Genomic DNA, 23,497 nt, shown 5'->3' with positions numbered 1-23,497 from the left:
TCCGTCGAGCCACTCGGACGTGTGACAAATCGTCCGGCTTTCGGCCGATCGACGGCCGCTTCGGGCCGGGGATATACCTGAGGGTCGCCATTCGCGAGAGGGGTTTCGTCATGGCCGGTTCGACCGTTCTGCTCGCGCTGAACGACATTCCACCCGGGTCGGTGCTCGACGCCCAGCTCGCGCGGATCTGCGAGCACCTCGCCGCCGACGGGCACGGCGTCGTGCGGGCCGGGACCGACGAGGACGCCCTCGCGCTCGTGCAGAGCCGGGCCGACCTCGGGGCCGCGCTGGTGAGCTGGGAGCTGCCCGACTCCGGCGGCGATCGGGACGTCGCCGCCGAAGCCGTGCTGAAAGCGCTCGTCAACCGGTTCACCCGGCTTCCCGTCTTCCTCGTCACCAGCGCCGCCTCCGTCGACGACCTGCCCCTGTGGGTGTCCGAAGTGATCTGCGGCTACGTGTGGCTGCTGGAGGACACGCCGGGGTTCATCGCCGGGCGGATCGGCGTCGCCGCGCGGCGCTACCGGGACGAAATCCTGCCGCCGTTCTTCCGGGAACTGCGGCGGTTCGACGACACGCACGAATATTCGTGGCACACTCCCGCGCACGCGGGTGGCGTGGCATTCCTGAAATCGCCGGTCGGGCGGGCGCTGTTCGACTACTACGGCGAGCGGTTGTTCCGCACCGACCTTTCGATTTCCGTCGGCGAGCTGGGCTCGCTGTTCGAGCACACCGGACCCATCGGCGACGCGGAGCGCAACGCGGCCCGCATCTTCGGCGCCGACCTGACGTATTTCGTGCTGCACGGCGATTCCACCGGCGACCGCATCGCCCTGCACGCCAGCGTCGCCACCGACGAGCTCGTGCTCGTCGACCGCAACTGCCACAAGGCGATCTACCACGGGCTGACGCTGACCGGCGGCCGTCCGGTCTACCTCGTGCCCACGCGCAACGGTTACGGGCTGATGGGCCCGATCCCGCCCGCCGCGCTGGGCCGCGAGGCCGTGGCCGATCTCGTGCCGCGCAGCCCGCTCGCGGACGGCGCCGCCGCGCCGGATCCGGTGTACGCGGTGATCACCAACTCGACCTACGACGGTCTCTGCTACGACGCCGTCCGCGTCGCCGAACTGCTCGGCGCCAGCGTGCCGCGGCTGCACCTGGACGAGGCGTGGTTCGCCTACGCCCGCTTCCACCCGCTCTACGCCCGCCGCTACGGCATGGCCGTGGACTCCGGCGCGGTGCCCGACGACGTCCGGCCCACCGTGCTCAGCACCCAGTCCACCCACAAGCTGCTCGCCGCGATGTCCCAGAGCGCGATGCTGCACGTGAAGAACGCGCCGCGGTCGCCGGTCGAGCACCGGCAGTTCAACGAGACGTTCATGATGCACGCGACCACGTCCCCGCTCTACCCGATGATCGCCGGGCTCGACGTCGCCGCCGGCATGATGGACGGCCCGGGCGGGCGGTGGCTGGTCGACGAGGCCGTCACCGAAGCCATCCGGTTCCGGCAGGCAGTGGCTCGCATCGGCCGCCGCATCGCCGCCGCGGGCGACCGGCCCGGCTGGTTCTTCGGCACGTGGCAGCCGCCCGAGGTCGGCGATCCGCGCACCGGGCAGCGCTACGCGTTCGCGGACGCCCCGCTGGACCTGCTGCGCACCGAGCCGTCCTGCTGGACCCTCGAACCCGGCGCGGACTGGCACGGCTTCGCGGGCCTGGAACCGGGCTACTGCCTGCTCGACCCGGTCAAGGTCAGCGTCACCTGCCCGGGCACCGACGCCCGCGGCACCGCGGCGGACCTCGGCATCCCGGCGCGGATCCTCACCGCCTACCTCGAGACCCGGCGCATCGTCGTCGAGAAGACCGACGCGTACACCTGCCTGATCCTGTTCTCCATGGGCATCACCAAGGGCAAGTGGGGCACGCTCATCGACGGCCTGCTCGACTTCAAGACGCTCTACGACACCGGCGCGCGGCTCACCGAGGTCCTGCCGCGGCTGGTCGAAGACCATCCCGGCCGCTACGCCGGCCTCACGCTGCGCGACCTGTGCGACCAGATGCACGCCCACCTGCGCAAGAGCGACCTCATCCCGCTGCTCGACTCGGCGTTCACCCATCCGCCGCGCCCCGAGCTCACCCCGGCGCGGACCTACCAGCGGCTGCTGCGCGGCGGCACCGAGCCCGTGCGCCTGGCCGAGCTCGCCGGCCGCACCGTCGCCACCCAGGTCGTCACCACCCCGCCCGGCATCCCGGTGCTCATGCCGGGCGAAAACACCGGCGGCCACGACGAACCGACGCTGCGCTACCTGCGTGCCCTGGAGGACTTCGACCGCCATTTCCCCGGCTTCCCGAGCGAAACCCACGGCGTCGCACGGGATGCCGGCGGCGACTACTGGATCACCTGCCTGCGCACCGGCTGACCGCGGCGGCGGACCGTGCGCTCGAGGATGCCGAGGGCGGCCTTGAGCGAGGCTTCCGAGACCGCCGGGAACCGCACGCGCTTCCGCCATGATTCGTCCACAGTGGACCAGTGCGGGCCTGCCGGGCCCTCGACCGGCCACGGGATCTCCTCGTCCGGCGCCACGGCGGTGATCACCACCTCGACGCGGTTCTTGCCCAGCGGGACGTCACCGAGGGCGTCGCCGTCCATGTGGACGCGGCTCGCCTTCGGCGTCCATCGGGGATCCGGACGCGTCGATGTCGACGTGGCCAAGCGGGTCGGCGCCTTCGGGTAGCTCGGTCACCGTGGCCGGGGCGACCGGCCAGTGCCAGAAGCCGGAACCGACCGCCGCTGGCCGGCACGCCCGCGCCCCCGGCCGCACCACCTCGGCGAACACCGGGAGCTGGAGGAGCTGACACTGGCCCGCAACCCCGACGCGGCGGCCGCCGCCCCGGCCCGGCACCTGACCTTGACGGCCGCGGCCCTGACGGACCGACTCGGCGCTGGTTGCGGCAGCGGCTCGTCCTGGCGAAGGGCCCGACTGCTGCGCTGCCACCGCAACGCCCGCGGCCGGGCGCGGGCGACCGGCTCGCCCGCGCCCGGCACTCCGGTCCGACCCACCGCGGCCACGCCCGCGCGCACTCGGGCCGGTCGCCGCCCCCGCTGTCCTCGGTACCCCCGCCAGACCGCTACCCTCCTCGGCGTGATCGACCTCCGGCGCTTCACCGACCGGTGGCGGCGGTTCGACGTCACGGTCCGGGACGCCCCGCTCGCGCTCGCCTTCGCCCTCGCTTCGCTGCTGCCCGCGCTGCGCAACAACGGCACGCAGCTCGGCGATGTGCCCACCCGGCCCATGGACGCGCTCGCCGTCGCCGTGGTCACCCTCGAATGCCTGCCCCTCATCCTCCGGCGGCGGTGGCCTGTCGTCAGTCTCGGGCTCGTCGCGCTCGGCTTCGCGCTCGACCAGCTCCTCGGCTACCACACCGCCGCCGGGACCGTGCTGCCCATCGCGCTGATCAGCACCGGCGCGCACCTCGAACGGTTCCGGTGGCCCACCGTCGCCGTCGCTTCGGCCGCCTATGTCGCGCTGGCCGTCGTCCTCGCGCGGGCGGGTGCCTCCGAAGGCCTTACCGGGTTCGTCACCTTCTTCCTCGCCTTGGCGCTCGCCTGGGGCATCGGCGCCTGGCTGCGGCAGTCGCGCGCGGCCGAGGCCGAGCGGCGGCGGCACGTCGCCGAGACCACCCGGACCGCCGAACGCACCCGCATCGCCCGCGAACTCCACGACGTCGTGACCCACCACGTCACCGCGATGGTCGTCCAGACCGAAGCCGCCCGCTACCTGACGAGCTCGCCGGAACGGCTCGACCAGGCCCTGTCCGCCATCACCGACTCCGGCCGGCGCGCCATCGCGGACCTGCGGCACCTGCTCGACCTGCTCAACCCCGAGCACCACGCCGAGCCGCGCAGCCCGTCCGCCGGCGATCTGCACGCCCTCGTGGCGCGGACGCGGCAAGCCGGCCAGCCGGTGGAGTTCACCGAAGAAGGCGCCCCGGCGGAGGAAACCGGCAGCGCCGAAGCGACGGCTTACCGCGTCGTGCAAGAAGCTCTGACGAACGCGCTCAAGTACGCGCACGGCAGCCGCACGACTGTCCACGTGCGACACGGCGGAGGGGAGATCACGGTGGAGGTCGGGACGGACGGCGCCGGGGCGCGGACCACGGGGGTCGGCGGGAGCGGGCGGGGCCTGGCCGGGCTGCGCGACCGCGTCGGCGTGCTCGGCGGCGAATTCACCGCCGGCGCGCGGGACGACGGCGGGTTCCTCGTGCGGGCGCGCATTCCCGCGGGCGGCGCGTCGTGACCGCGCCGACGCGGGTCCTGGTCTGCGACGACCAGGCGCTCATCCGCACCGGGTTCACCACGATCATCGACGCCCAGCCGGACATGGAGGTGGTCGGCGAGTGCGGCGACGGACGCGCCGCCGTGGAACTCGCCGGGCGCCTGCGCCCCGACGTCGTCGTGATGGACGTGCGGATGCCGGTCCTCGACGGCATCGAAGCCACCCGCCTGCTCGCCGGCGCCGGGGTGGCCGAACCGGTGAAAGTGCTCGTGGTGACCACGTTCAACCTCGACGAGTACGTCTACGAAGCGCTGCGCGCCGGCGCCAGCGGGTTCCTGCTCAAGGACGCCCCGCCGGGGCAGCTGCTGCACGGCATCCGGACCGTCGCCACCGGGGCCGCCTTGCTGGCGCCCGAAGTGACGCGTCAGCTCGTCGGCCGCTACGCCGCGCGGATCCGCCCGGCGGACGACACGGACGGCGAGTCGCCGCTGACTCCGCGCGAGCTGGAGGTCCTGCGCCTGATCGCCGACGGCCGCTCCAACAGCGAGATCGCCGCGCACCTGGTGATCAGCCAGGAAACCGTGAAGACCTACGTCTCCCGCATCCTCACCAAGCTCGACCTGCGCGACCGCGTCCAGGCCGTCGTCTACGCCTACCGCCGCGGGCTGGTGACCTGAGCGCGGCTCAGCCGTCGGCCAGACGCTGGATGGTGGCGCTCAGCCAGGCCTCGAGCGCGGCGGGATCGCCGGGTTCGGAACGCAGGACCCGGCGGCGGGTGGAGACGCCGAGCACGAACGCGTCGATCGCCGCCGCCCGGTCACGGGCCTGCGCGTCGTCCAATCCGCTGTCGCGCAGGTAGCGGTGCAGTGGCTCCAGTGAGTTCGTGTCGAGGAACGCCGCCAGCGCCTCCGCCGCTTCGGGGCGTTCACCGGACGCGCGTTGCAGCACGAGCAGGGGGTCCTCCCCCGGTGCGCCGGACCAGCGCCGGACGATGCTCGCGGCGAGCCGCGCTCCCAGCGCCGAGCGGTCGCCGTCGAAGGAGTCCGCGACCGGGATCTCCACCTGGGTCGCCGCCAGGAACAAGCCGTCCTTGCCGCCGAAATAGCGCGTGATCAGGTTCGGCGACACGCCGGCCGCGTCGGCCACGCCCTTGACGGTGCACGCGGCGAACCCGTGCCGGGCGAACTGCCGCCGGGCCTGCTCCAGGATCCGCTGGCGGGTGGCGGCGGCGTTGCGCGAAGTCATGTGTACGAGCATACACATCATGTGTACGCTGATACACATGACGGACCTGAGGGAAAGACTTCAGCGGACGCGGCGAGTCCCGACACCCTGGCCGGACGACCCGACGCGCGGCATCGGCGGCGCCGACCTCGACGCGCTCCTCGCGCGCTGGGCGGACGGGTACGACTGGGACACGCACGAGCGGAGGATCCGCGCGCTGCCCTGGACGACGGTGCCGGCCGGCGGCACCGAGCTGCGGGTGATCCACCAGCGGGCCGCGGATCCCGGCGCGCCGGCCGTCGTGCTGCTGCACGGCTGGCCGGACTCGGTGCTGCGGTTCGAGCGCGTGCTGCCGCTGCTCACCGACGTGCACGTGGTGGTGCCCGCGCTGCCGGGCTTCCCGTTCGCGGCACCGCTCACCACGCCCGGCATGTCGGTCGACCGGATCGCCGGGATCGTCGCGGACGCGCTCGGCGAACTCGGCTACGCGCGCTACACGCTCTCGGGCGGCGACGTGGGCGGCGCCGTCGCGGAAGTCCTCGCGGCCGGGCACCCGGACCGCGTCGCCGCCCTGCATCTCACGAACGTCGCGCCGCAGCACGCTTTCACGGCGGACCCGGCGACGCTCGCGCCCGACGCGGTGGCCTACCTCGACCGGGCGGCGCGCTGGTTCCGGGCGGAGGGCGGGTACATCGCCCAGCAGTCGACGCGGCCGAACACGCTCGCCGTCGCCCTCGGCGACTCGCCCGCCGGGCTCGCGGCGTGGCTCGCCGAGAAACTCGTGTCCTGGTCCGGCGAAGGCGCCTTCACCGCGGACGAGCTGCTCACCTGGATCACCGCGTACTGGGTCACCGGCACGATCGGCACGTCGTTCGCCACCTACGCCGAACCGGCCACGCTGCCGGACCGGATCGAGACACCGGCCGTGCTTTCGGTGTTCCCGCACGACACGAAACCCGAGCCGCGCAGCTACGCCGAGGCGTTCCTGAACGTCGCCGAGTACGTCGAACACCCGCGCGGCGGCCATTTCGCGGCCTGGGAAGAGCCCGAGGCGTACGCCGCCGACGTGCGGCGGGCGGTCAAGCTGGGCTGACGCGCCCGGCGGGCAGGATGCCGCGCAGGATGACCGAGAGGATCGCGATCAGCTCGTCGGCCAGCGGGCCCGGCGGCTCCTCGAACTGGGCCCAGCGGTAGAGCGTGCCGAGGTAGGCGTCCCGGAGCAGGTTGCCGACGCGGCGGGCATCGACGTCCGGGGCGATTTCGCCGTGCTCGATGCCGGTCGCGACGATGTCCGCGAAGATGTCCGCCGCGTGCGGCTCCTCGAGGACCGGGCGGCCCGCCTTGACCCACGCGAGCAGCATGGTTCGGGTGCGCGCCCACTCGGTCTCGTTCATCGCGGCGAGCGCGCGCATGCAATACTCGAGCTCCTCGACCACACCGGCGGGCCGCTGGGCCGCCCGGCTGCGCGCGAGGTGCTCGTTGAGGTGATCCCGCCGCTGCTCGCCCCAGAGCGACACGAGGTCTTCCTTGCGGCGGAAGTGGTTGAAGAACGTGCCACGGCCGACGTCGGCGCGCTCGGTGATGTCCTCGACCGTCGTCTTCTCGTAGCCGCGTTCGGTGAACAGTTCGAGCGCGCTGGTGTACAACCGCAGCTTCGCCGCGCGCTTGTGCCGCTCCCGGCGGCCGAGCGGAGCCTGCCCGGCCGCCTCGGTCGTCATCACGTCGGGATCTCCTCGTCGTGGGCCTGGAACTCCTCTCGCTGTACTAGCGTACAAGTTTGACTCTCAGTAGCGCAACGGTGCGCAAACTTCCTGAACCGGACAGCGTTGTGACGCCGCGTTCCGGTGGCCGGGCTCGGTGGCCGAGCGGGGCAGTGGCTCCACCGCCGGCGGAGCCGCGCCCCGGCTGGACCGGCCACCGGGCCACAGCTCGTCAGCCGGCTGGGCCGCGCCCAGCACCGGCGCCGGCAGCCCGCACCGGATCAGCACCGGCCGGCGGCTCCAGCACCGGCCTCACGCGGCGTTCCGGTGCCCGGGCTCGGCCGCCAGGCGGGCCAGCAGCTCCTCCGCGCTCACCGGCTCCAGCAGCTCCGCCGCCGTCACCGACACGCCCGTCGCCGCGCTCACGGCCCGTCGCAGCTGCGTGGCCATGATCGAGTCCAGGCCCAGGTCGCGCAGCGGACGCCGCAGGTCCACCGACGCCGGCGGCGTGCCCAGCACCTGCGCCAGCGACCGGACGAACACCTCGCGGACGTCACCCGCCGGTGCCGCGACCGCCGCCACCGGGACGAACTCGACGCCGTCCAGCGTGGCCGCGACCCGGCCGTCCGGGTGCAGGACCCGCAGCTGCGACCGCTCGCCGAAGCGCGCGACCGTCCAGAACTCGCCCTCCGGCAGCTCTCCCGCGACGACTTCGCCGACGCCCGTGATCGCATACGACGTCTCCGGCCACACCGCCGGCAGCGTCCGCAACGCGCCTTCCAGCGCGCCAAAGCGGGACGCCGGCCCGTGCTGGGCGACGACGACACCGTCGCCGCGCCACAGCCGTCGCACGCCGGAGCCCATCGTGAACCGGTAGCCGCGGCGGGCGGCCAGCCGCTCGAACCGGTCGCCGGGCAGGAACTCCGGGCACTCGCCCAGCGCCGCGTCCAGCGCGCTGTCCGCGGGGACGGCCGTCGGCCCCGCGAGCAAGCCGGTGACCTGGCAGGCCGTCCCGTCCGGACCGGTCGCCGTCAGCGCGAAACCCGGGGCGGCGACGTGTCCCTCGACCGTGACATCACCGTCCACACAGGACAGTGAGTCACCTGAGAAACGCAGATCTCGCAATGCCGATGCGCCCGTGAGGTGGAACGCCGCCTCGAGGTAGGCGGCCGCGGGCACCGGCCTGACACCGGCCACTTCGGTCTCCCGGCAGGCTTCGAGGATGCCCAGCTCGCCGAGGGTGACCGTGCGGCGCTCCGAGCGCGACGGCGCCACCGGCGCCCAGTGCTCGGTCGTGTCCCAGCGGTAGTGCGGGAGCGGCACGTGCGGGCGCGGGCCGCCGCCGTGGAACCGTGTCCAGTCGACCGCGCCGCCCGCGGCGAAGACCGCCCCCACCGCCTTGAGCAGCGCCACGTCCTCCGGCTCCCGGCGGGAGAGCGTGGCGACGGCGGCCGACTCCGGATGCTCGCCGAGGCAGTCGCGCAGCGCGCCCAGCAGCACCGGATGCGGGCTCAGCTCGACCAGCACGCACGGACCCGCCGCGGCCACTTCGGTGACCGCGGACGCCAGCCGCACCGGCGCGCGGAGGTTGTCGGCCCAGTAGCCTGCCGTCAGCTCGGCGCTCGCGACCGGGCGGGCGCGCACGGTCGAGAACAGCGTCGTGGTCGCTTCCGGCGCCGGCTCGACGTCGTCGAGCGCGCCGCGCAGTTCCGGGAGCAGCTCGTCCATCAGCGGCGAGTGGGACGCGACGTCGACCTGCACCGGACGGGCGAACACACCCCGGTCGTCGCACCGGGCCGCGACCCGCTCGATCGCCGCCGCCTCGCCGGAGAGCACCGTCGCCCGTGGCGCGTTCTCGGCGGCGACGCAGACCGCCTGCTCGTCCTTCGTCAGCTCCGCGGCCGCGTCGGCGGGCAGCTCGACGGCCAGCATCCGCCCGGCGCCCGAGACCTGCGTCATCAGGCTGCTGCGGCGGCAGATCACCGCGGCGGAGCCGGTCCGCGACAGCGCGCCCGAGGCGTACGCCGCGGCCGCTTCGCCCATGCTGTGGCCGAGGCACAGGTCCGGCTCGACACCCCGCGCCCGCAGCAGGTCGGCCAGCGCGGTTTCGAACGCCCACAACACCGGCTGGGCCACCTGGACCCGCGACAGGTCCCCGGGACGCGGGTCGCGCAGCCGGTCCAGGACCGACCAGCCCAGCTCGGCGCGCACGGCGTCGTCGCAGCGGCGCATCGCCGCGCGGAACTCCGGCGCCGTTTCCAGCAGCCGCCGTCCCATGCCCGCCCACTGGCCGCCCTGACCGGAGAAGACGAACCCGGTGCGCGGCGCGCGGGCGGCCCGCTGCCGCCCCGCCCCGGCGGTGAGCTCGCCGCGTGCGCACGCCCGCAGCTGCGCGGCAAGCTCTTCGTGGGTCTCGCCGACGGCCCAGAGCCGGTGTTCGAGCGCGTCGCGGCCCAGCGCGGCCGCGTGGCAGATGCCGGCCAGTGGATAGCGCTTACCCGGACCGGCGAGAAAGTCCGCATAGGCGGAGGCCAAGGCGGACAAGGACTTCTCCGACTTCGCGGACAGCACCAGCAGCTGCGGGCCGGACGCCGCGTGGGCGGGCTCCGCCGGATCGACACCGGCGAGGACCACGTGGGCGTTCGTGCCGGAGATCCCGAAGGAGCTGACGCCGATGCGCGCGTGCTCGCCGCGGGGACGCAGTGGCTCGTTCTCCGTGACGAGGTCCAGTTCGGGGTGCCGGGCGCGCACGGTGGCCCGGTCGCCGTGCAGGGACGCCGGGATCGTCCCGTGCTCGGCGACGAGCACCGCCTTGACCAGGCCCGCCAGCCCCGCCGCGGCCTCGGTGTGGCCGAGGTTGGACTTGACCGAGCCGACGCGCAGCGGGACGTCCGCCCCGGCCCGCACCTCGGCGAGCGCCGCCAGCTCGGTCGCGTCGCCGGCCTCGGTGCCGGTGCCGTGCGCTTCGACGTAGTCGAGGTCCGCGGGCTCGATCCCGGCGGCGCGGCAGGCCGTCCGGAGCACCGCGCACTGCCCGGCCTTCGCGGGCTTCAGCATCAGCCCGTCGGCGTCGCCGTCGTTGGTGACGGCGCTGCCGAGCAGCACCGCCCGGACGCGGTCGCCGTCGCGGCGGGCGTCGCCGGCGCGCTTGAGCACCATCGCCACGACCCCTTCGCTGCGGACGAAGCCGTCCGGGCGCGCGGCGCCGAACTTGCAGCGGCCGTCGGGCGAAAGCATTTCGCCCTGCGCGTAGCTGATCGCGTCCGCGGGGCTCAGCACGACGTTCGTCCCCGCGACGACGGCGACGTCGCTTTCGCCGGTGAGCAGGCTCAGCCGGGCCTGGTGCACCGCCACCAGGGACGACGAGCACGCCGTGTCGACGACCAGGCTCGGGCCGCGGAAGTCGAAGGCGTGCGAGACCCGGCCGGCGGTGACGGCGCGCAGCACGCTGCCGGTCATGCCGAGGACGTCCGACCCGGACTGCGCCCCGGTGACCGCGGCGTAGTCGGCCGTCGCCTGGCCGACGAACACGCCGGTCGCCGAACCGGCCAGTGCCGACGGCGGAATCCCGGCGTCCTCCAGCGCTTCCCAGACCACCTGCAGCAGCAGCCGCTGCTGCGGATCCATCAGATTCGCCTCCCGCGGCGATATCCGGAAGAATCCGGCGTCGAAACCACGGATATCGCGAAGGAAGCCGCCGAACCGGGAATTGGTCTTGCCCGGCACGGGTGTTTCGGAGCAATGCGCCGCGACGTCGAACCGGTCGGCGGGGACCTCGGTGACGGTGTCGGCGTTTCGCTCCAGCAGCCGCCAGAGTTCGGCCACGGAGTCCGCGCCCGGCAGGCGGCAGGCCATTCCCACGACGCCGATCGGCGCGGCAGCGCGTTCGGGACTGGACATTTACTCCCCCAAGTCGAGTGTCCGGTTTCCGCGGGCCGCACGGCGGCCCGGAATACACGCTAACAACGGCAGCCGCCCGCTCGCCGAACGGACGACCGGCGGCGTGGTGGCGATTCCCGCCGCTATTCCCCCGTTTCGGCGAATCGAATGGTGCGGAAGACGCACAAAGCACCCGTCCGACAGCCGTGACGGCACGGATGGTGATCTGCACCACCCCAAAGTTGTACTTGAGTACAATCTTGATCACTGGTAGCTTCGAAGGCGTGGTCACCGGATGACCGCACCTGGGGGACCGCCGCCGCGGGAGCCCCGGACCTCCGGCCAGGTGAACCTCGCGTGCCCGGCGCCGTGGCGGGGTATTCGCCGACCAGCGGCCGGAGCGGACGCGCCCAGCGCCCGGACGAGCAAGTCAGGGAGGGAACGCACGCATGACCACGGCCACCGCCGTACCGAGCCGCCCGAGGGGCGGGCTCGTCCCGCACCCGGCACGGGCTACCGTGCTCGGTTCGTTCGACGTCGAGATCGGCGGCGTCTCGATCGTGCCCGCCGCGATGAAGGCCAAGCAGCTGCTGGCGTTGCTGGTGCTCAACGAGGGCCGGGTGGTCCAGTCGGGCACCATCGAACGCGAGCTGTGGGAGGAGCCGCCGCGCAACGCCGCCAACGCCATCCAGAACTGCGTCCTGCAGATCCGCAAGAAGCTGGCCGCCGCGCTCGGCGAAGACGGGTGCGGCCCGGCCGTCAAGCGGCTGCTGCGCACCGAGCCGGCGGGCTACCGGCTCGACGTCACGCTCGACCGGTCGGATCTGCGGCGCCAGCGGGAGCTCGTCGCCGAAGCGGACGAGCTGGAAGCCCGCGGCGACGCGGCCGGGGCGTCGGCGAAACTGCAGGAAGCGCTCGACCTCTGGCAGGGCTCCCCGCTCGGGGACCTCATCCCGGGGCCGGTGCTCTACGCCCAGATCGTGCGCCTGCTGGAGGAGAACAAGTCGATCCTGATGCGCCGCGTCATGCTCGACCTGAAGCTGCGCCGGTACGCGAGCCTCATCGGCGAGCTGCGCGCGCTGATCCCGCTGGACGAGTACGACGAGTCGCTGCACGCGAGCCTGATGTTCGCGCTGCACATGACCGGGCGCCGCGACGCGGCGCTGTCGGTGTTCCGGAACCTGCGCCGGAGCCTGCACGACAACCTCGGCATCGAGCCGTCGCGCCGGCTGCAGTCGCTGCACCGGAAGGTCATGCTCGACTCCCCCGCCGACCCCGTCCGGCTCGACGACATCCCCTGGCAGGCCAACGCCCCGCTGACGAAGGCGGGTGCGGCGTGAGCGGAAACCTCCGGAGTCCGGAAAGGACGGTGTGAACCATGTCGGACAAAGCGGTGCCCACGCGACTGGCCCTGCTGTTCTCCGTGATCTGCGGGGTCACCACCGCCAACGCCTACTACGCCCAGCCGCTGCTCGACCGGATCGCCGAAGAGCTGCACGCCTCGACGGCGGGCGTCTCGCTCTTGGTCACCACCGGCCAGGTCGGCACCGCGATCGGGCTGCTGTTCATCGTGCCCGCGGCGGACATCGTCCGGCGCCGGAACCTGCTCACCGCGCTGTTCGTGACGAACACGCTCGCTCTCGCGGGCAGTGCGCTCGCCCCGAACGCGCCGACGCTGGCCGCGCTGGCCGTCTTCGTCGGCATCGGCGCGACGGCCATCCCGATCATCAGCGCGTACGCGGCCACCCTGGCCGACGACGCCTCCCGCGGCCGCGTGCTCGGCGTGATCATGGGCGGGGTCCTGTTCGGCATCCTGATGTCGCGGACGGTGGCGAGCCTGATCGCGGCGGCCGGCGGCTGGCGCGCGGTGTACGTCGTGGCGGCGGTCCTCATGGCCGCGGCGACGGTGGTGGTGCGCGGCGCGGTCCACGGCGACCAGCCGGCGCTGCGCACCCGGTACCCGGCCCAGGTGGCGTCGGTGCTGGCCCAGTTCCGCCGGTCGTCGATCATGCGGTCCCGCTGCGCGATCGGCGCCTGCGTGATGGCCGCGTTCACGGCGTTCTGGACGAGCGTGACGTTCCTGCTGGCCGGCCCGCCGTACCACTACTCGCAGGTCGGCATCGGCCTGTTCGCGCTGTCCGGCGTGGCGGGCGCGCTGGTGGCCTCCGGCGGCGGCAGGCTGATCGACCGGTACCGCCACTGGCGCTGGCAGTCCAGCGGCGTCGCGCTCGCCGTGCTGGCGGTGTCGTTCGGCATCCTCGCGCTCGGCCGGTCCAGCATCCTGCTGCTGGTGGCCGGCGCGGTGGTGATGGACGCGGCGATCCAGGCGGTGCACGTGACCAACCAGAGCGTGGTGTACGAGGTCGACCAGCAGGCCCGCGCCCGCATCGCGAGCGGCTACATGACGTCGTTCGCGATCGGCGGCGTGGCGGGTTCGTACGTGTCGGGCCAGGCGTTCGAGGCGACCGGCTGGTACGGCGCCTGCTGGGCGGGCGCGGGGTTCGCGGTGCTGGGCCTGCTGGTCTGGCTGTTCGCGAGCAGCGGCGAACGCGCGGCCCAGCGGACGCTCGTGCGGTCGCGGTCGGAGCAGGCCGCGGCCCGGTAGTCCAGGACTGAGCAAGGCCGCCTCCGGAGTGTTCTGCCTCCGGAGGCGGCCTTTCGCGCGCCCAGCCTTCTCCTGCGCCCAGACGGAGTCGCGGCCCACCGCCCCGAGCGCCCCAAGGCGGCCTTGGGTGCGTCCCACGCACCCAAGGCGCCCTTCGGTGCGTCACACGCACCCAAGGCGCCCTTCGGTGCGTCCCACGCACCCAAAGCGGCCCTCGGTGCGTCCACGCACCCAAGGCGCCCCTCGGTGCGTCCCACGCACCCAAGGCGCCCTTCGGCGCGTCACACGCACCCAAGGCGCCCTTCGGTGCGTCACACGCACCCAAGGCCACATTGGGGCGCTTGGGGCCGGGCATGCAAAAGGCCCTCCCGGGCCGGGTGGTCCGGGAGGGCCTTGCCCTGCTCAGTCCAGCGTGTGCGTGTGGATCCGGTCGTCGCCGCGTGTGTGGGCCTTCGTGAACACGAAGCTCGTTGCCTTCCAGCCCTTCTCCGTGTGGTGCCACGCTATGTCGTGGCGGCCCCAGCACTCCCACACTCCGCCGCCCAGTCCGGCGTCCAGGATGTTGCACGCGTAGCAGTTCACCGCCACCTCCGCGTGGCCGCCGTCCACCTTGATGCGCGGGTGGCTCAGCAGGTGGAAGTTCTTCTTGCGCTCGTGCAGCCCCCGGCGCCAGCGGGCGACGAGTTCCGCGCCCGTCAGCTCCTCCGCCGCCGGCGCGCCGAGGGACGTGTGGTCCAGGTGTACCTTCTCGCCGACCAGCTGCGCCAGCCGATTCCAGTCACGGCTTTCGAAACCCGCGAAAAGATCGCCGAGCAGCTCGGCGATCTCCTCGCGGGCGACATCGGTGTGTCGCACGACAGAATCCTTTCCGAGGATCAGAAGAACCGGGCCAGCCGCTCGCGCAGGCCCTTGGCGTCCAGCCCGTACGCGGCGGCGTGCTCCTGCGGCGTTCCGTACCGGCGCAGCTCCTTCGCCGGCACGCCGATGCTCAGCAGCCGGTGCGGGACGTCCTCCAGGGCCGCGCCGACCTCCGCCGCCGACGTGCCCGTCAGGTACGGCTCCACCAGCGCGACGTCCGGGCTGGACAACGTCTTCCGCAGCGTCTCCCGGTCGAACGGCCGCACGCGCGGCGCGTACAGCACGGTGACGTCCATCCCGGCCGTCGCGGCCAGCACCGGGTCGGCCAGCGGCCCCACCGCCACGACCGTGCCTTCACGGCCGCGGCGCAGCACCGTGAACCCGTCTTCGCCGCGCCAGTACGCCTTCGCGTTCGTGTCGGTCGACAGGCGGATGTATTCCAGGTCCGACCGGCCGGCCGCGGCGCGCAGCATCGCCTCGGCCTCGTCGGCGTGGCCGGGCACGCTGATCGTCCAGTCCGGCAGCGTGCTCAGCAGCGCCACGTCGCCGGGTGCCTCGTGGGTGCGCCCGTCCACCGCCAGGTCGTAGGACGCGCCCGCGCTGACCAGCACCGCGCCGACGTCCTGGTGGTTGAGCCCGATCTTGATCTGCTCGAACGGCCGCTCCACCAGGAAGCTCGCGAACGTGTGCGCGATCGGGCGCAGCCCGGCCATCGCCAGGCCGCCCGCGACGTCGATCATCAGCTGCTCGCGGATGCCGACGTTGACGAACCGCGGGTGGCTGCGCGCGGACTCCGGCAGCTTGTCCCACGTGATGTCGGCGAATACCGCGGCGACGCGCGGGTCCTCGGTGACCAGGTCGTCGATCACGGCGGCGAAGCGCGCCCGCATGGCGTTGATGTCGGCGAACCGCTGTTCCCAGGTCAGTACCATTTCGCCTCCTCACCGGCGCCGGGGCCGGCCGTCCTTGCGTTCGACTTCGGCGACGACCACGTGCGGCCGCCCGAAGTGCGGTTCGGTGAACGCCGCCTCCAGCGCGACGTGGTCGCGGCCGTCCACCCGCCGCGTCGACCAGCCCTCGACGGCGAACCGGGTCTCGACCCCGCCGGGCCAGTCGATGGTCGCCGAGTCGTTGTCGATGACGACGACGTGGAGCCGGTCGAGCCCGGCGCGCCCGGCGAAGGCGATCGCCTCGTGGTTGGCGCCCTCGTCGAGCTCCGCGTCGCCGACGAGCACCCAGATCTGCGGCCGGTCGAGACCGCGGGCGCGCAGCCCCAGCGCGGTGCCGACGGCCAGGGGCAGGCCGTGGCCGAGCGAGCCGCTGGCCATCTCGACGCCCGGCACGAGCGTCCGGTCGGGGTGGTAGCCGAGCGGGCAGTCCCAGTCGCCGTAGCCCGCGAGCGTCTCCGGCTCCAGGAAGCCCTTGGCGGCGAGCACCGCGTAGTAGGCCATCGGGCCATGGCCCTTGGAGAGGAAGAACCGGTCCCGTTCCTCGTCGTCGACGCGGTCCGGGCTGACCCGCAGGATCCGGTCGTGCAGCACCCACAGCACGTCCAAAGTGGACGTCGAGGATGGCGCGTGCTTCTCGTCCCCGGTCATCAGCGCCATCAGCGCGTCCAGGCGCTCGAAGCCGCTGCCGACCGGGCGGGTGAGTGTCTCGGTCGTCATGGTGCCTCCGTGGTGGTCAGGCGGACAGGTCCCACAGCGTGCCGTCGGCCAGGTGGCGGTCCACCTCGCGCAGCAGCGGGAGATCCACCGCGTCGATCTTGTCCAGCTGGTAGCGCACGCCGGTCTCGGCCATCTGCGCGCGCTGGAAGTTGTGCGGCATGCTCGCCGGGATGCCGACGAAGCCCGCGCCGAACGCCTTCGCCGCCTCCGCGACCCGGTTGATGTCGTCGACGAACACGACCTCGTCGTAGTCGTAGCCGAAGATGTCGGTGACGATCTCCTTGACCCCCGGGCGGAACGGGTTGACGTCCACGTAGGGCGTCTCGGCGTCGAAGTACTGCTCGAGGTGGCCGAGGAAGCGGTCGAAGGAGTACTCCTTGCCGCGCCCGCCGTAGCTGGTGACGCGCACGCCGGTGCCGGCCAGCGTCTTGAGCAGGTCCTCGGCGCCGGGCGCGACGCGCACCGGGTGCTCGGCGAGGTAGCGGTCGCGCTCGGCGAAGAAGTCCTTCATGACGTCGTTCGCCGAGTACGGGAGCCGGCAGGCGAGCGCCATGTACTGCCCGGCCGCCAGCTGCGGCGACCCCCACACGTGGCGTTCCAGCTCCGCGGTGTACTCCCCGCCGTGCCGGCGCACGAAACGCTCGATCACCGGGCTGTAGGTGTCGTTGAACAGCACCCCGTCGGTGTCCAGGGCGATGAGCTTGATCTTGCCGAACTCGGTCATTTCTCTCCTTCGTCGGTTGTCCGGTTCCGGGGCAGGCAGGTGAAGCCCGCTTCGACGAGCACCCGGCCCTCCTGCTCGAAGCTGACCAGCAGGTCCGAGCCCACCGCCGCGCCGTCGGCCGAGACGGTGATCGGGGCGTCCAGCTCGGCGTAGGCGCCGAAGGACGCGGCGAGGCCGGTCACCTCCACCGCGTCGGCCGGGATGCCGTGGACGGTGTGCGCGGTGAGGACGGCGAGCTGCCGTCCCGCCTCCATCAGCACCATCCCCGGCACGTGGTCCTGGGCGTGGTCGAAGAGGCTGGGGTGGCCGCCGTCGATCCGCAGCCGGGCCGCGACGCGGTCGGCGCCGACGCGCGGGCCGGTCAGGACCACGTTCTCCGGCCGGGTCCGCCCGACGAGCCCGGGCGCCACGTCGGGCGGGTCGGCGCGGAAGTCCGCCGAAGACGGCAGCCGTCCGTCGCGGTTTCGGCCGCGCATCAGCCGGTACAGCTCGTCGGGCACGTACTGCACGCGCATCACGACGTCGGCCGCGTGCCGGCCGGCCACGTAGACCTGCATGCGGTAGCGCAGCGCCCGCAGCTCGCCGTCCCGCCACACGGCTTCGTCGGTGCGCGCCGACATCACCACCTCGGCGGGTCCGATGTGGACACCCGCGGGCAGCGGGTGCAGGCTCAGCGACCACGACTGCAGCACGAACTTCGTGCCGCGCGGGGCGCCGAAGTGCGCGTGCACCGCGTGCGTTTCGGCCTGCCGGCAGCATTCCAGCAGCAGCAGCGGGTCGATCGGCGTCCCGCCGGTGTGGTCGCCGTAGTACGCGTGCGACGCCGGCAGCCGGGCCGCGGCGACGAACCGCGACGCGTCGACCCGGACGCTGTCGGTCAGGAACACCTCGGACAGCGCTTCCCGGTGCACCTCCCCCCGGGCGACCGTGCGGTCGAAGCCGAGGCGGGAGATGGCGGTGGCGGGATCGGCCACCGCCGGACGGACTCCGGTCCGTTCGGCCAGTTCTGTCACCGGTCTCTCCTCACGGATGTCTGTGCGTGAACGGATTCCACTCTCACCCGGCGCGCTCCGGTGCCGGTCACGCGACGCTCGCCGGGCACTACTCCGCCGTCCGCGAGCGCGGCGTTAGGGCCGGCGGAGGCGGGCCGCCGAACATGGGTTCCGGTGACAGCGAACGAACTTCCGCGAAAAGGAGCTGCCATGACACCCTGCGAACACCGCGAGGCGGGCCGGTGACCCCGGCCGCGGTGCTGTGCGGACTCGGGTCGTGGCTGCCCGCCACCGAGGTCACCAACGCCGACCTCGCCGGGCAGCTGGACACCACCGACGAGTGGATCCGCACCCGCACCGGGATCCGCGTCCGGTACGTCGTCGAGCCGGGCGAAGCCACCGGCGACCTCGCCGTCGAAGCGGGCCGCCGGGCGCTCAAGTCGGCCGGGACCGACCACGCCGACGCCGTGGTCGTCGCGACCAGCACCCCGGACCGGCCGTGCCCGGCCACCGCGCCGGAGGTCGCCGCCCGGCTGGGCCTGCCGGAGGTCGCCGCGTTCGACGTCGCGGCCGTGTGCACCGGTTTCGTCTACGCACTGGCCACGGCGGCCGGGCTCATCGCCACCGGCACCGCGGACACCGTGCTGGCCATCGGCGCCGACGCGTTCTCGACCATCCTCGACCCGGCCGACCGCACCACGCGCGCGATCTTCGGCGACGGCGCCGGCGCCGTGCTGCTGCGCGCGGGCGAGCCCGGCGAACCGGGCGCGATCGGCGGGCTGACGCTCGGCAGCGACGGCAGCCGCAGCGAACTGATCGAAGTCCCCGCCGGCGGCTCGCGGCAGCGGTCGACCGGCCGTCCCGCGGCGCCGGGCGAGGAATACTTCGCGATGCGCGGCCGTCCGGTCTTCGCCGAAGCCGTGCGCCGGATGAGCGAGTCGGTCGAGGCCACGGCCCGGCGCCTGCGGTGGCGCACCGACGACGTCGACCGCGTCGTGCTGCACCAGGCCAACGCCCGGATCCTGGCCGCCGTCGCGGCCCGGCTCGGCATCCCCGCCGACCGGTTCGTCGCGAACATCGACCGCGTCGGCAACACCGTCGCCGCCTCGGTGCCGCTGGCGCTCGGCGACGGCGTCGCGGACGGCGACCTGCGCCCGGGCCAGCGCGTCGTGCTCGCCGGGTTCGGCGGCGGGCTCACCTGGGGCTCGGCCGGGCTCGTCTGGCCCGACCTCACCCTCGCCTGAGGCGGAAACCACTCACCCGAAGGAGGAAACCCATGTCCACCACCGAAGAACAGATCCGCACGCTGCTGGTCGAGAAGCTGCGCGTGAAGCCGGAGGCGCTGGCCTCCGACGTGACGTTCGAAGACCTGTCGTTCGACTCGCTCGTGCTGATCGAGCTGAGCCTGTTGCTGGAGAAGCGGTTCGGCGTCCGGCTCGCCGAGGGTGAGCTCACCGGGGAGCACACCATCGCCGGGGCCGCCGAGCTGGTCGAGCTCAAGGAGGCCGCGGTCCGATGACGCACGCGCCGACCGCCGACGTCGCGATCACCGGCCTGGGGCTGGTCACCCCGGCCGGGATCGGCGTCGAGGCCAACTGGGACCGGATCCGGGCGGCCACCCCGTGCGCGGCGCCGGACCCGGCGCTGAAGGGGATGCCGGCGGACTTCTCCTGCCGGGTCCCGGACTTCGACCCGGACGAGCTGCTCGGCGGCTTCGCCGGCTGGCAGCTCGACCGGTTCGTCCAGCTCGCCGTCCTGGCCGCCCGCGAGGCGGTCGCCGACGCCGGGTGGGACCCGCGGGACTGGGACGCGCCGCGCGTCGGCGTGGTCCTCGGGAACTCGCTCGGCGGGGCCGAGACGTTCGAGGAGCAGCACCGGGCCCTGCGCGACGACGGTCCGGGCCTGGTGTCGCCGCTCGCGGTGCCGAAGTACCTGCCGAACATGGTGTCCGGCCAGGTGGCGATCGACTGCGGCGCCCGGGGCGTGAACCTGGTCGTCGCGGCGGCGTGCGCGTCCGGCGCGATGGCCGTCGGGACGGCGCGGGACCTGCTGCGCTCGGGCCGGTGCGACATCGTGCTGGCCGGAGCGGGCGAAGCGGCGCTCACCCCGACCGTCGTGGCGGGGCTGCACAAGATGGGCGCGCTGTCGAAGCGGTGCGACACGCCGGAAACGGCCAGCCGCCCGTTCGACGCCGGCCGCGACGGGTTCGTCGCCGCCGAGGGTGCCGGCGTCCTCGTCCTGGAGCGGGCGGAGGACGCCGGTGACCGCGCCCGCGCCTTGGTCCGCGGCTACGGCGCGACGTGCGACGCGCACCACGCCACCGCCCCGGACCCCGAGGGCGCCGGGATCGAGCGCGCGCTGCGGGAAGCGCTGGCGGACGCGGACGTCGAACCGTCGGCGGTCGGTCACGTCAACGCCCACGGCACGGCGACGCCGATGAACGACGTCGTCGAGGCACGGATGCTGCGGCGGGTGCTGGGCGACGGCGCGGCGGTGACGTCGACCAAGGGCGTCACCGGGCACACGCTCGCGGCCGCCGGCGCGATCGAAGCCGCGTACACGGCGCTGGCGGTCCAGCACGGCGAGATCCCGCCGACGGCGAACCTCGAGCAGCAGGACCCGGAGATCGACCTGGACGTCGTCCACGGCCGCGCCCGCACGGGCCCGATCGACGTCGCGGTGAGCACGTCGATGGGGTTCGGCGGGCACAACGCCGCCCTGGTGCTCACCCGGGCATAGAGAGGAGCAGCGCATGAGCCGGTCCGTCCTGATCACCGGCGGCGGCCGCGGCATCGGCCTGGCCACCGCCCGCGCCTTCGCCGACGACGGCGAGAAGGTCGCGATCACGCACCGTTCGGGCAGCGCGCCACCGGGCGTGCTGGGCATCCACGCCGACGTCACGGTGGACGGCGACCTGGAGCGGGCGGTGGAGAAGGCCGAAGCCGAGCACGGCCCGATCGAGGTCCTGGTGGCCAACGCGGGCATCACGGCCGACACGCTGCTGCCGGCGATGCCGCCGGAGCGGTTCGAGGAGGTACTGGCGACCAACCTGACGGGCGCGTACCGCACGGTCCGCGCGGCGATCCGCGGAATGTTGCTTGCCCGCACGGGCCGGGTGGTGCTGCTGTCGTCGGCGCTGGCGTTCCTCGGTGCGCCGGGCCAGACGAACTACGCGGCGAGCAAGGCCGGCCTGGCGGGCCTGGCCCGTTCGCTGGCGTGGGAGGTGGGCGGCCGCGGCATCACGGTCAACGTGGTCGCCCCGGGCATCATCGACACGGACATGACGAAGCCGCTGCCGGGCCCCCGCATGGCGGATTTGATGCGGATGACCCCACTGGGCCGGACGGGCACCGCGGAGGAGGTGGCGGCGGCCATCCGCTTCCTGGCCTCCCCGGCGGCGAGCTACATAACGGGAGCGGTACTCCCCGTCGGCGGCGGCCTCGGCATGGGGCTTTGAGGAGGAGGCATGGAAACGCGGGAAGCTGCCCCGGGTTCCGATGAGGAGCGAGGCGAGGAGGCGTCCTCGTGGGGCGATGAGGTGATCGTGCGCGGGTACAACTGAGCGCCGGAGGGCCCGTCCCGGGGGCGGGCCCTTGCGGTGCGGGGGGGATCGACGGAGGTGCGGGAGTCCGCGCGGGTTCGGCGGGGCGGCCGGGCCGGGCGGGGCAAACCGACGCAAGCAGCGCAGCAGGCGTGGCCCGAGTCCCACCGGCGCGGGTAGCCCGGCGGGCGCGGCCCGACGAGGCCAACCCAGCGCGTGCTGCCCAGCAGGCGAGCCCCGAACCGCGCCTGCTCCTGGACTACAGCGGCTCCTCCTCCGCCACCCGCAGGATCGGCTCCAGTACCCCGGGAAACCGTTCCCCCAGCTCGTCGGCGCGCACCCGGATGCGGCGGTGGCGGCCGTCGACCGTCATCGTGATCACTCCCGCCTCGCGCAGGATTCGCCAGTGGTTCGTCAGCGTCGACAGCGGTACCTCGAGCCCCTCCGCCAGTGCCGCGCACGTCGACTCCGGGTGGTCCTTCGCCCGGCGCGTCAGCTCCAGGCGGACCGGGTCGCCGAGTGCGTGCAGCACCGGGGCCAGTGTCATCGCTTCGCGGGCGGGCTGCGGTAGCGGTCGCATGACCCCATCCTACCCAACCATTCGACATTTCGGGATTATCGAACTATCTTGCCGGTGTGACGCGATCGGAATACAGGGCCACGAGAGAACCCACGGCGAGCCGGACGTTGCTCGCCATGACGTGCCTCGGGCAGTTCATGGTGCTGCTCGACAGCACCATCGTCGGGGCGGCGCTGCCCGACATGCGGCAGCGGCTGCACACCGAACTGAGCGGTCTGCAGTGGATCGTCGACGCCTACGTGCTGCTCGTCGCCATGCTGCTGCTCTCCGGCGGGGTCTTCGCCGACCGCTTCGGCCGCAAGCGCGTGTTCCTCGGCGGGGTCGCGGTGTTCACCGCCGCGTCCGTGGTCTGCGCCGCCGCGCCGTCGATCGGCTGGCTGATCGCCGGGCGCGTCCTGCAAGGCGTCGGGGCCGCGGCGCTGAGTCCCGCGTCGCTGGCGCTGCTCGCCGTCGCCCATCCCGGCGCTCGGGAGCGGGTCAAGGCGATCGGCCTGTGGGCCGGGTTCAGCGGGATCGGCCTGGCCGCTGGGCCGGTGGCCGGCGGCATCCTGGTGGACGCCTTCGGCTGGCCGGCCATCTTCCTCGTCAACGTGCCCGTCGGCGCGCTGCTGCTCCTGGCCGGCCGGACCGCCTTGAGCGAGTCCCGCAACGACGCCGCGCCGCCGATCGACGTCCCCGGCACGGTCCTGTCCGTCCTCGGCGTGGGCGCCCTGACCTACGGGCTGATCGAAGGCGGTTCGCGCGGCTGGACGTCGCCGGTGATCCTGGGCAGCTTCGCCGTCGCGGTCGTGGTGCTCGCCGCTTTCGTGGTCGTCGAAGGACGCCGCCCGGCGCCGATGCTGCCGCTGCGGCTGTTCCGGCGACGGCTGTTCACCGTGTCCAACACCGCCATGGTCGTCGTCGGCTTCGCCCTCATGGGGACGTCGTTCTTCTTCTCGCAGTTCTTCGTCGACGTCCAGGGCAGCTCGGTCCTGCGCGCCGGGCTGCAGACCTTGCCCGCGTCGCTGGCCATGGTCGTCGTCAGCCCCTTCGCGGGACGGCTCGCCGCCCGGTACGGCTTCCGGGTCGTGGTCACCACCGGGCTGGCGCTGGCCGGGCTGGGGTTGCTGGCGCTGGGCTTCGCGGACGCCGGCACCGCCTACGGGAACGTGTGGTGGCGGCTGGCCGTCGCCGGTGCCGGGTTCGCGTTGACGATGTCCCCGCTGACCGGGGCCGCCATCCAGGCGGTCAGTCCGCAGGAGGGCGGGCTCGCGTCCGGGGTCAGCAGCACCACCCGGCAGATCGGCGCGGTGCTCGGCGTCGCGGTGCTCGGCGCGGTCGTCCGCGCGCGGGAGTCCGGCGGCGCGTCGTTCGGAACCGGGCTCGGCACCGCGTTCGTCGTGGCCGGCGTCGTCACCCTGGTCACCGCGGTGTTCACCGGCTTCTGGCTCGCGAAGCCCGGCTCGCGCGCTTAGCT

Annotated in this window: 21 protein-coding genes; 11 read left to right on the top strand and 10 right to left on the bottom strand. The window is 73.4% G+C overall.

The annotated features are described in order from the left end of the window. Nucleotides 1-110: 110 nt before the first annotated feature. Entirely contained in the window at nt 111-2,414 is a 2,304-nt protein-coding gene (locus BT341_RS15670; protein WP_072477004.1) for an Orn/Lys/Arg family decarboxylase, read from the top strand. Here BT341_RS15670 and BT341_RS15665 read toward each other — a convergent pair. Then, the gene (locus BT341_RS15665; protein ID WP_072477003.1) at nt 2,384-2,644 is read right to left on the bottom strand and encodes a hypothetical protein; all 261 of its coding nucleotides are present in this window, start codon (nt 2,642-2,644) and stop codon (nt 2,384-2,386) included. The two genes, BT341_RS15670 and BT341_RS15665, sit on opposite strands and share 31 nt — an antisense overlap. Nucleotides 2,645-3,137: 493 nt before the next feature. On the opposite strand from BT341_RS15665, the gene BT341_RS15660 reads away from it, so the two are divergent. Beyond that, on the top strand, nt 3,138-4,292 hold the full coding sequence (locus tag BT341_RS15660) for a sensor histidine kinase (RefSeq protein WP_072477002.1): 1,155 nt from the start codon (nt 3,138-3,140) through the stop codon (nt 4,290-4,292). Further along, nucleotides 4,289-4,948 (top strand): response regulator, encoded by a 660-nt coding sequence (locus BT341_RS15655; protein WP_072477001.1) that lies wholly within the window; start codon nt 4,289-4,291, stop codon nt 4,946-4,948. The genes BT341_RS15660 and BT341_RS15655 overlap by 4 nt, the downstream gene beginning before the upstream one ends. 7 nt (nt 4,949-4,955) lie before the next feature. Here the strand turns inward: BT341_RS15655 and BT341_RS15650 are convergent, their stop codons facing one another. Then, complete coding sequence (locus tag BT341_RS15650) at nt 4,956-5,516, bottom strand: helix-turn-helix domain-containing protein (RefSeq protein WP_072477000.1); 561 nt, start codon at nt 5,514-5,516, stop codon at nt 4,956-4,958. Between the two features lie 37 nt (nt 5,517-5,553). On the opposite strand from BT341_RS15650, the gene BT341_RS15645 reads away from it, so the two are divergent. After that, the gene (locus tag BT341_RS15645; protein WP_072476999.1) at nt 5,554-6,588 is read left to right on the top strand and encodes an epoxide hydrolase family protein; all 1,035 of its coding nucleotides are present in this window, start codon (nt 5,554-5,556) and stop codon (nt 6,586-6,588) included. Here the strand turns inward: BT341_RS15645 and BT341_RS15640 are convergent. Both BT341_RS15640 and BT341_RS15635 read right to left on the bottom strand, forming a co-directional pair. Beyond that, nucleotides 6,575-7,213, bottom strand: a complete 639-nt coding sequence (locus BT341_RS15640; protein WP_072476998.1) for a TetR/AcrR family transcriptional regulator — start codon at nt 7,211-7,213, stop codon at nt 6,575-6,577. The two genes, BT341_RS15645 and BT341_RS15640, sit on opposite strands and share 14 nt — an antisense overlap. Before the next feature lie 294 nt (nt 7,214-7,507). Next, a complete protein-coding gene (locus BT341_RS15635) occupies nt 7,508-11,095 on the bottom strand; it encodes a type I polyketide synthase (RefSeq protein ID WP_084742869.1) in 3,588 nt (1,195 codons plus the stop codon). A gap of 428 nt (nt 11,096-11,523) precedes the next feature. Between BT341_RS15635 and BT341_RS15630 the strand changes: the two genes are divergently transcribed. After that, complete coding sequence (locus BT341_RS15630) at nt 11,524-12,414, top strand: AfsR/SARP family transcriptional regulator (RefSeq protein ID WP_084742868.1); 891 nt, start codon at nt 11,524-11,526, stop codon at nt 12,412-12,414. 38 nt (nt 12,415-12,452) lie between these two features. Further along, complete coding sequence (locus BT341_RS15625; RefSeq protein ID WP_072476995.1) at nt 12,453-13,679, top strand: MFS transporter; 1,227 nt, start codon at nt 12,453-12,455, stop codon at nt 13,677-13,679. Nucleotides 13,680-14,081: 402 nt separating this feature from the next. Here BT341_RS15625 and BT341_RS15620 read toward each other — a convergent pair whose 3' ends face one another. From BT341_RS15620 to BT341_RS15600, 5 genes are read right to left on the bottom strand one after another with little or no spacing between them, the layout of a single operon-like run. Further along, nucleotides 14,082-14,534 (bottom strand): nuclear transport factor 2 family protein, encoded by a 453-nt coding sequence (locus BT341_RS15620; RefSeq protein ID WP_072476994.1) that lies wholly within the window; start codon nt 14,532-14,534, stop codon nt 14,082-14,084. 20 nt (nt 14,535-14,554) lie between these two features. Next, nucleotides 14,555-15,469 (bottom strand): transketolase family protein, encoded by a 915-nt coding sequence (locus tag BT341_RS15615; protein WP_245804991.1) that lies wholly within the window; start codon nt 15,467-15,469, stop codon nt 14,555-14,557. A 9-nt stretch (nt 15,470-15,478) separates the two neighbouring features. Then, complete coding sequence (locus BT341_RS15610) at nt 15,479-16,204, bottom strand: thiamine pyrophosphate-dependent enzyme (protein ID WP_072476993.1); 726 nt, start codon at nt 16,202-16,204, stop codon at nt 15,479-15,481. A gap of 16 nt (nt 16,205-16,220) precedes the next feature. After that, nucleotides 16,221-16,928 carry an HAD family hydrolase gene (locus BT341_RS15605; RefSeq protein WP_072476992.1) on the bottom strand — a complete coding sequence of 236 codons (708 nt, stop codon included), beginning with the start codon at nt 16,926-16,928 and terminating at the stop codon, nt 16,221-16,223. After that, entirely contained in the window at nt 16,925-17,941 is a 1,017-nt protein-coding gene (locus BT341_RS15600; RefSeq protein WP_218177734.1) for a ScbA/BarX family gamma-butyrolactone biosynthesis protein, read from the bottom strand. The genes BT341_RS15605 and BT341_RS15600 overlap by 4 nt, the downstream gene beginning before the upstream one ends. A 221-nt stretch (nt 17,942-18,162) precedes the next feature. Here BT341_RS15600 and BT341_RS15595 point away from each other — a divergent pair, with 221 nt between their 5' ends. Genes BT341_RS15595 through fabG form a run of 4 tightly spaced genes read left to right on the top strand, consistent with a single transcriptional unit; the run spans nt 18,163 to nt 21,377 of the window. Further along, on the top strand, nt 18,163-19,164 hold the full coding sequence (locus BT341_RS15595) for a beta-ketoacyl-ACP synthase III (protein WP_245804990.1): 1,002 nt from the start codon (nt 18,163-18,165) through the stop codon (nt 19,162-19,164). Between the two features lie 32 nt (nt 19,165-19,196). Next, nucleotides 19,197-19,439, top strand: coding sequence for a phosphopantetheine-binding protein (locus BT341_RS15590; protein ID WP_072476991.1), 243 nt, complete (start codon nt 19,197-19,199; stop codon nt 19,437-19,439). Further along, entirely contained in the window at nt 19,436-20,659 is a 1,224-nt protein-coding gene (locus BT341_RS15585; RefSeq protein WP_177328815.1) for a beta-ketoacyl-[acyl-carrier-protein] synthase family protein, read from the top strand. The genes BT341_RS15590 and BT341_RS15585 overlap by 4 nt, the downstream gene beginning before the upstream one ends. Before the next feature lie 13 nt (nt 20,660-20,672). Continuing rightward, nucleotides 20,673-21,377, top strand: a complete 705-nt coding sequence (gene fabG / locus BT341_RS15580) for a 3-oxoacyl-ACP reductase FabG (protein ID WP_072476990.1) — start codon at nt 20,673-20,675, stop codon at nt 21,375-21,377. A gap of 343 nt (nt 21,378-21,720) precedes the next feature. On the opposite strand, the gene BT341_RS15575 is transcribed toward fabG, so the two are convergent. Beyond that, on the bottom strand, nt 21,721-22,041 hold the full coding sequence (locus BT341_RS15575) for an ArsR/SmtB family transcription factor (protein WP_072476989.1): 321 nt from the start codon (nt 22,039-22,041) through the stop codon (nt 21,721-21,723). Between the two features lie 116 nt (nt 22,042-22,157). Here BT341_RS15575 and BT341_RS15570 point away from each other — a divergent pair, with 116 nt between their 5' ends. After that, nucleotides 22,158-23,495 (top strand): MFS transporter, encoded by a 1,338-nt coding sequence (locus BT341_RS15570; RefSeq protein ID WP_072476988.1) that lies wholly within the window; start codon nt 22,158-22,160, stop codon nt 23,493-23,495. Nucleotides 23,496-23,497 lie beyond the last annotated feature (2 nt).

Origin of the sequence: Amycolatopsis australiensis (assembly GCF_900119165.1) — a bacterium.
Classification (GTDB): domain Bacteria; phylum Actinomycetota; class Actinomycetes; order Mycobacteriales; family Pseudonocardiaceae; genus Amycolatopsis; species Amycolatopsis australiensis.
The sequence above is the reverse complement of the archived record's forward strand: the minus strand, read 5'-3'. Positions and strand labels throughout refer to the sequence as shown.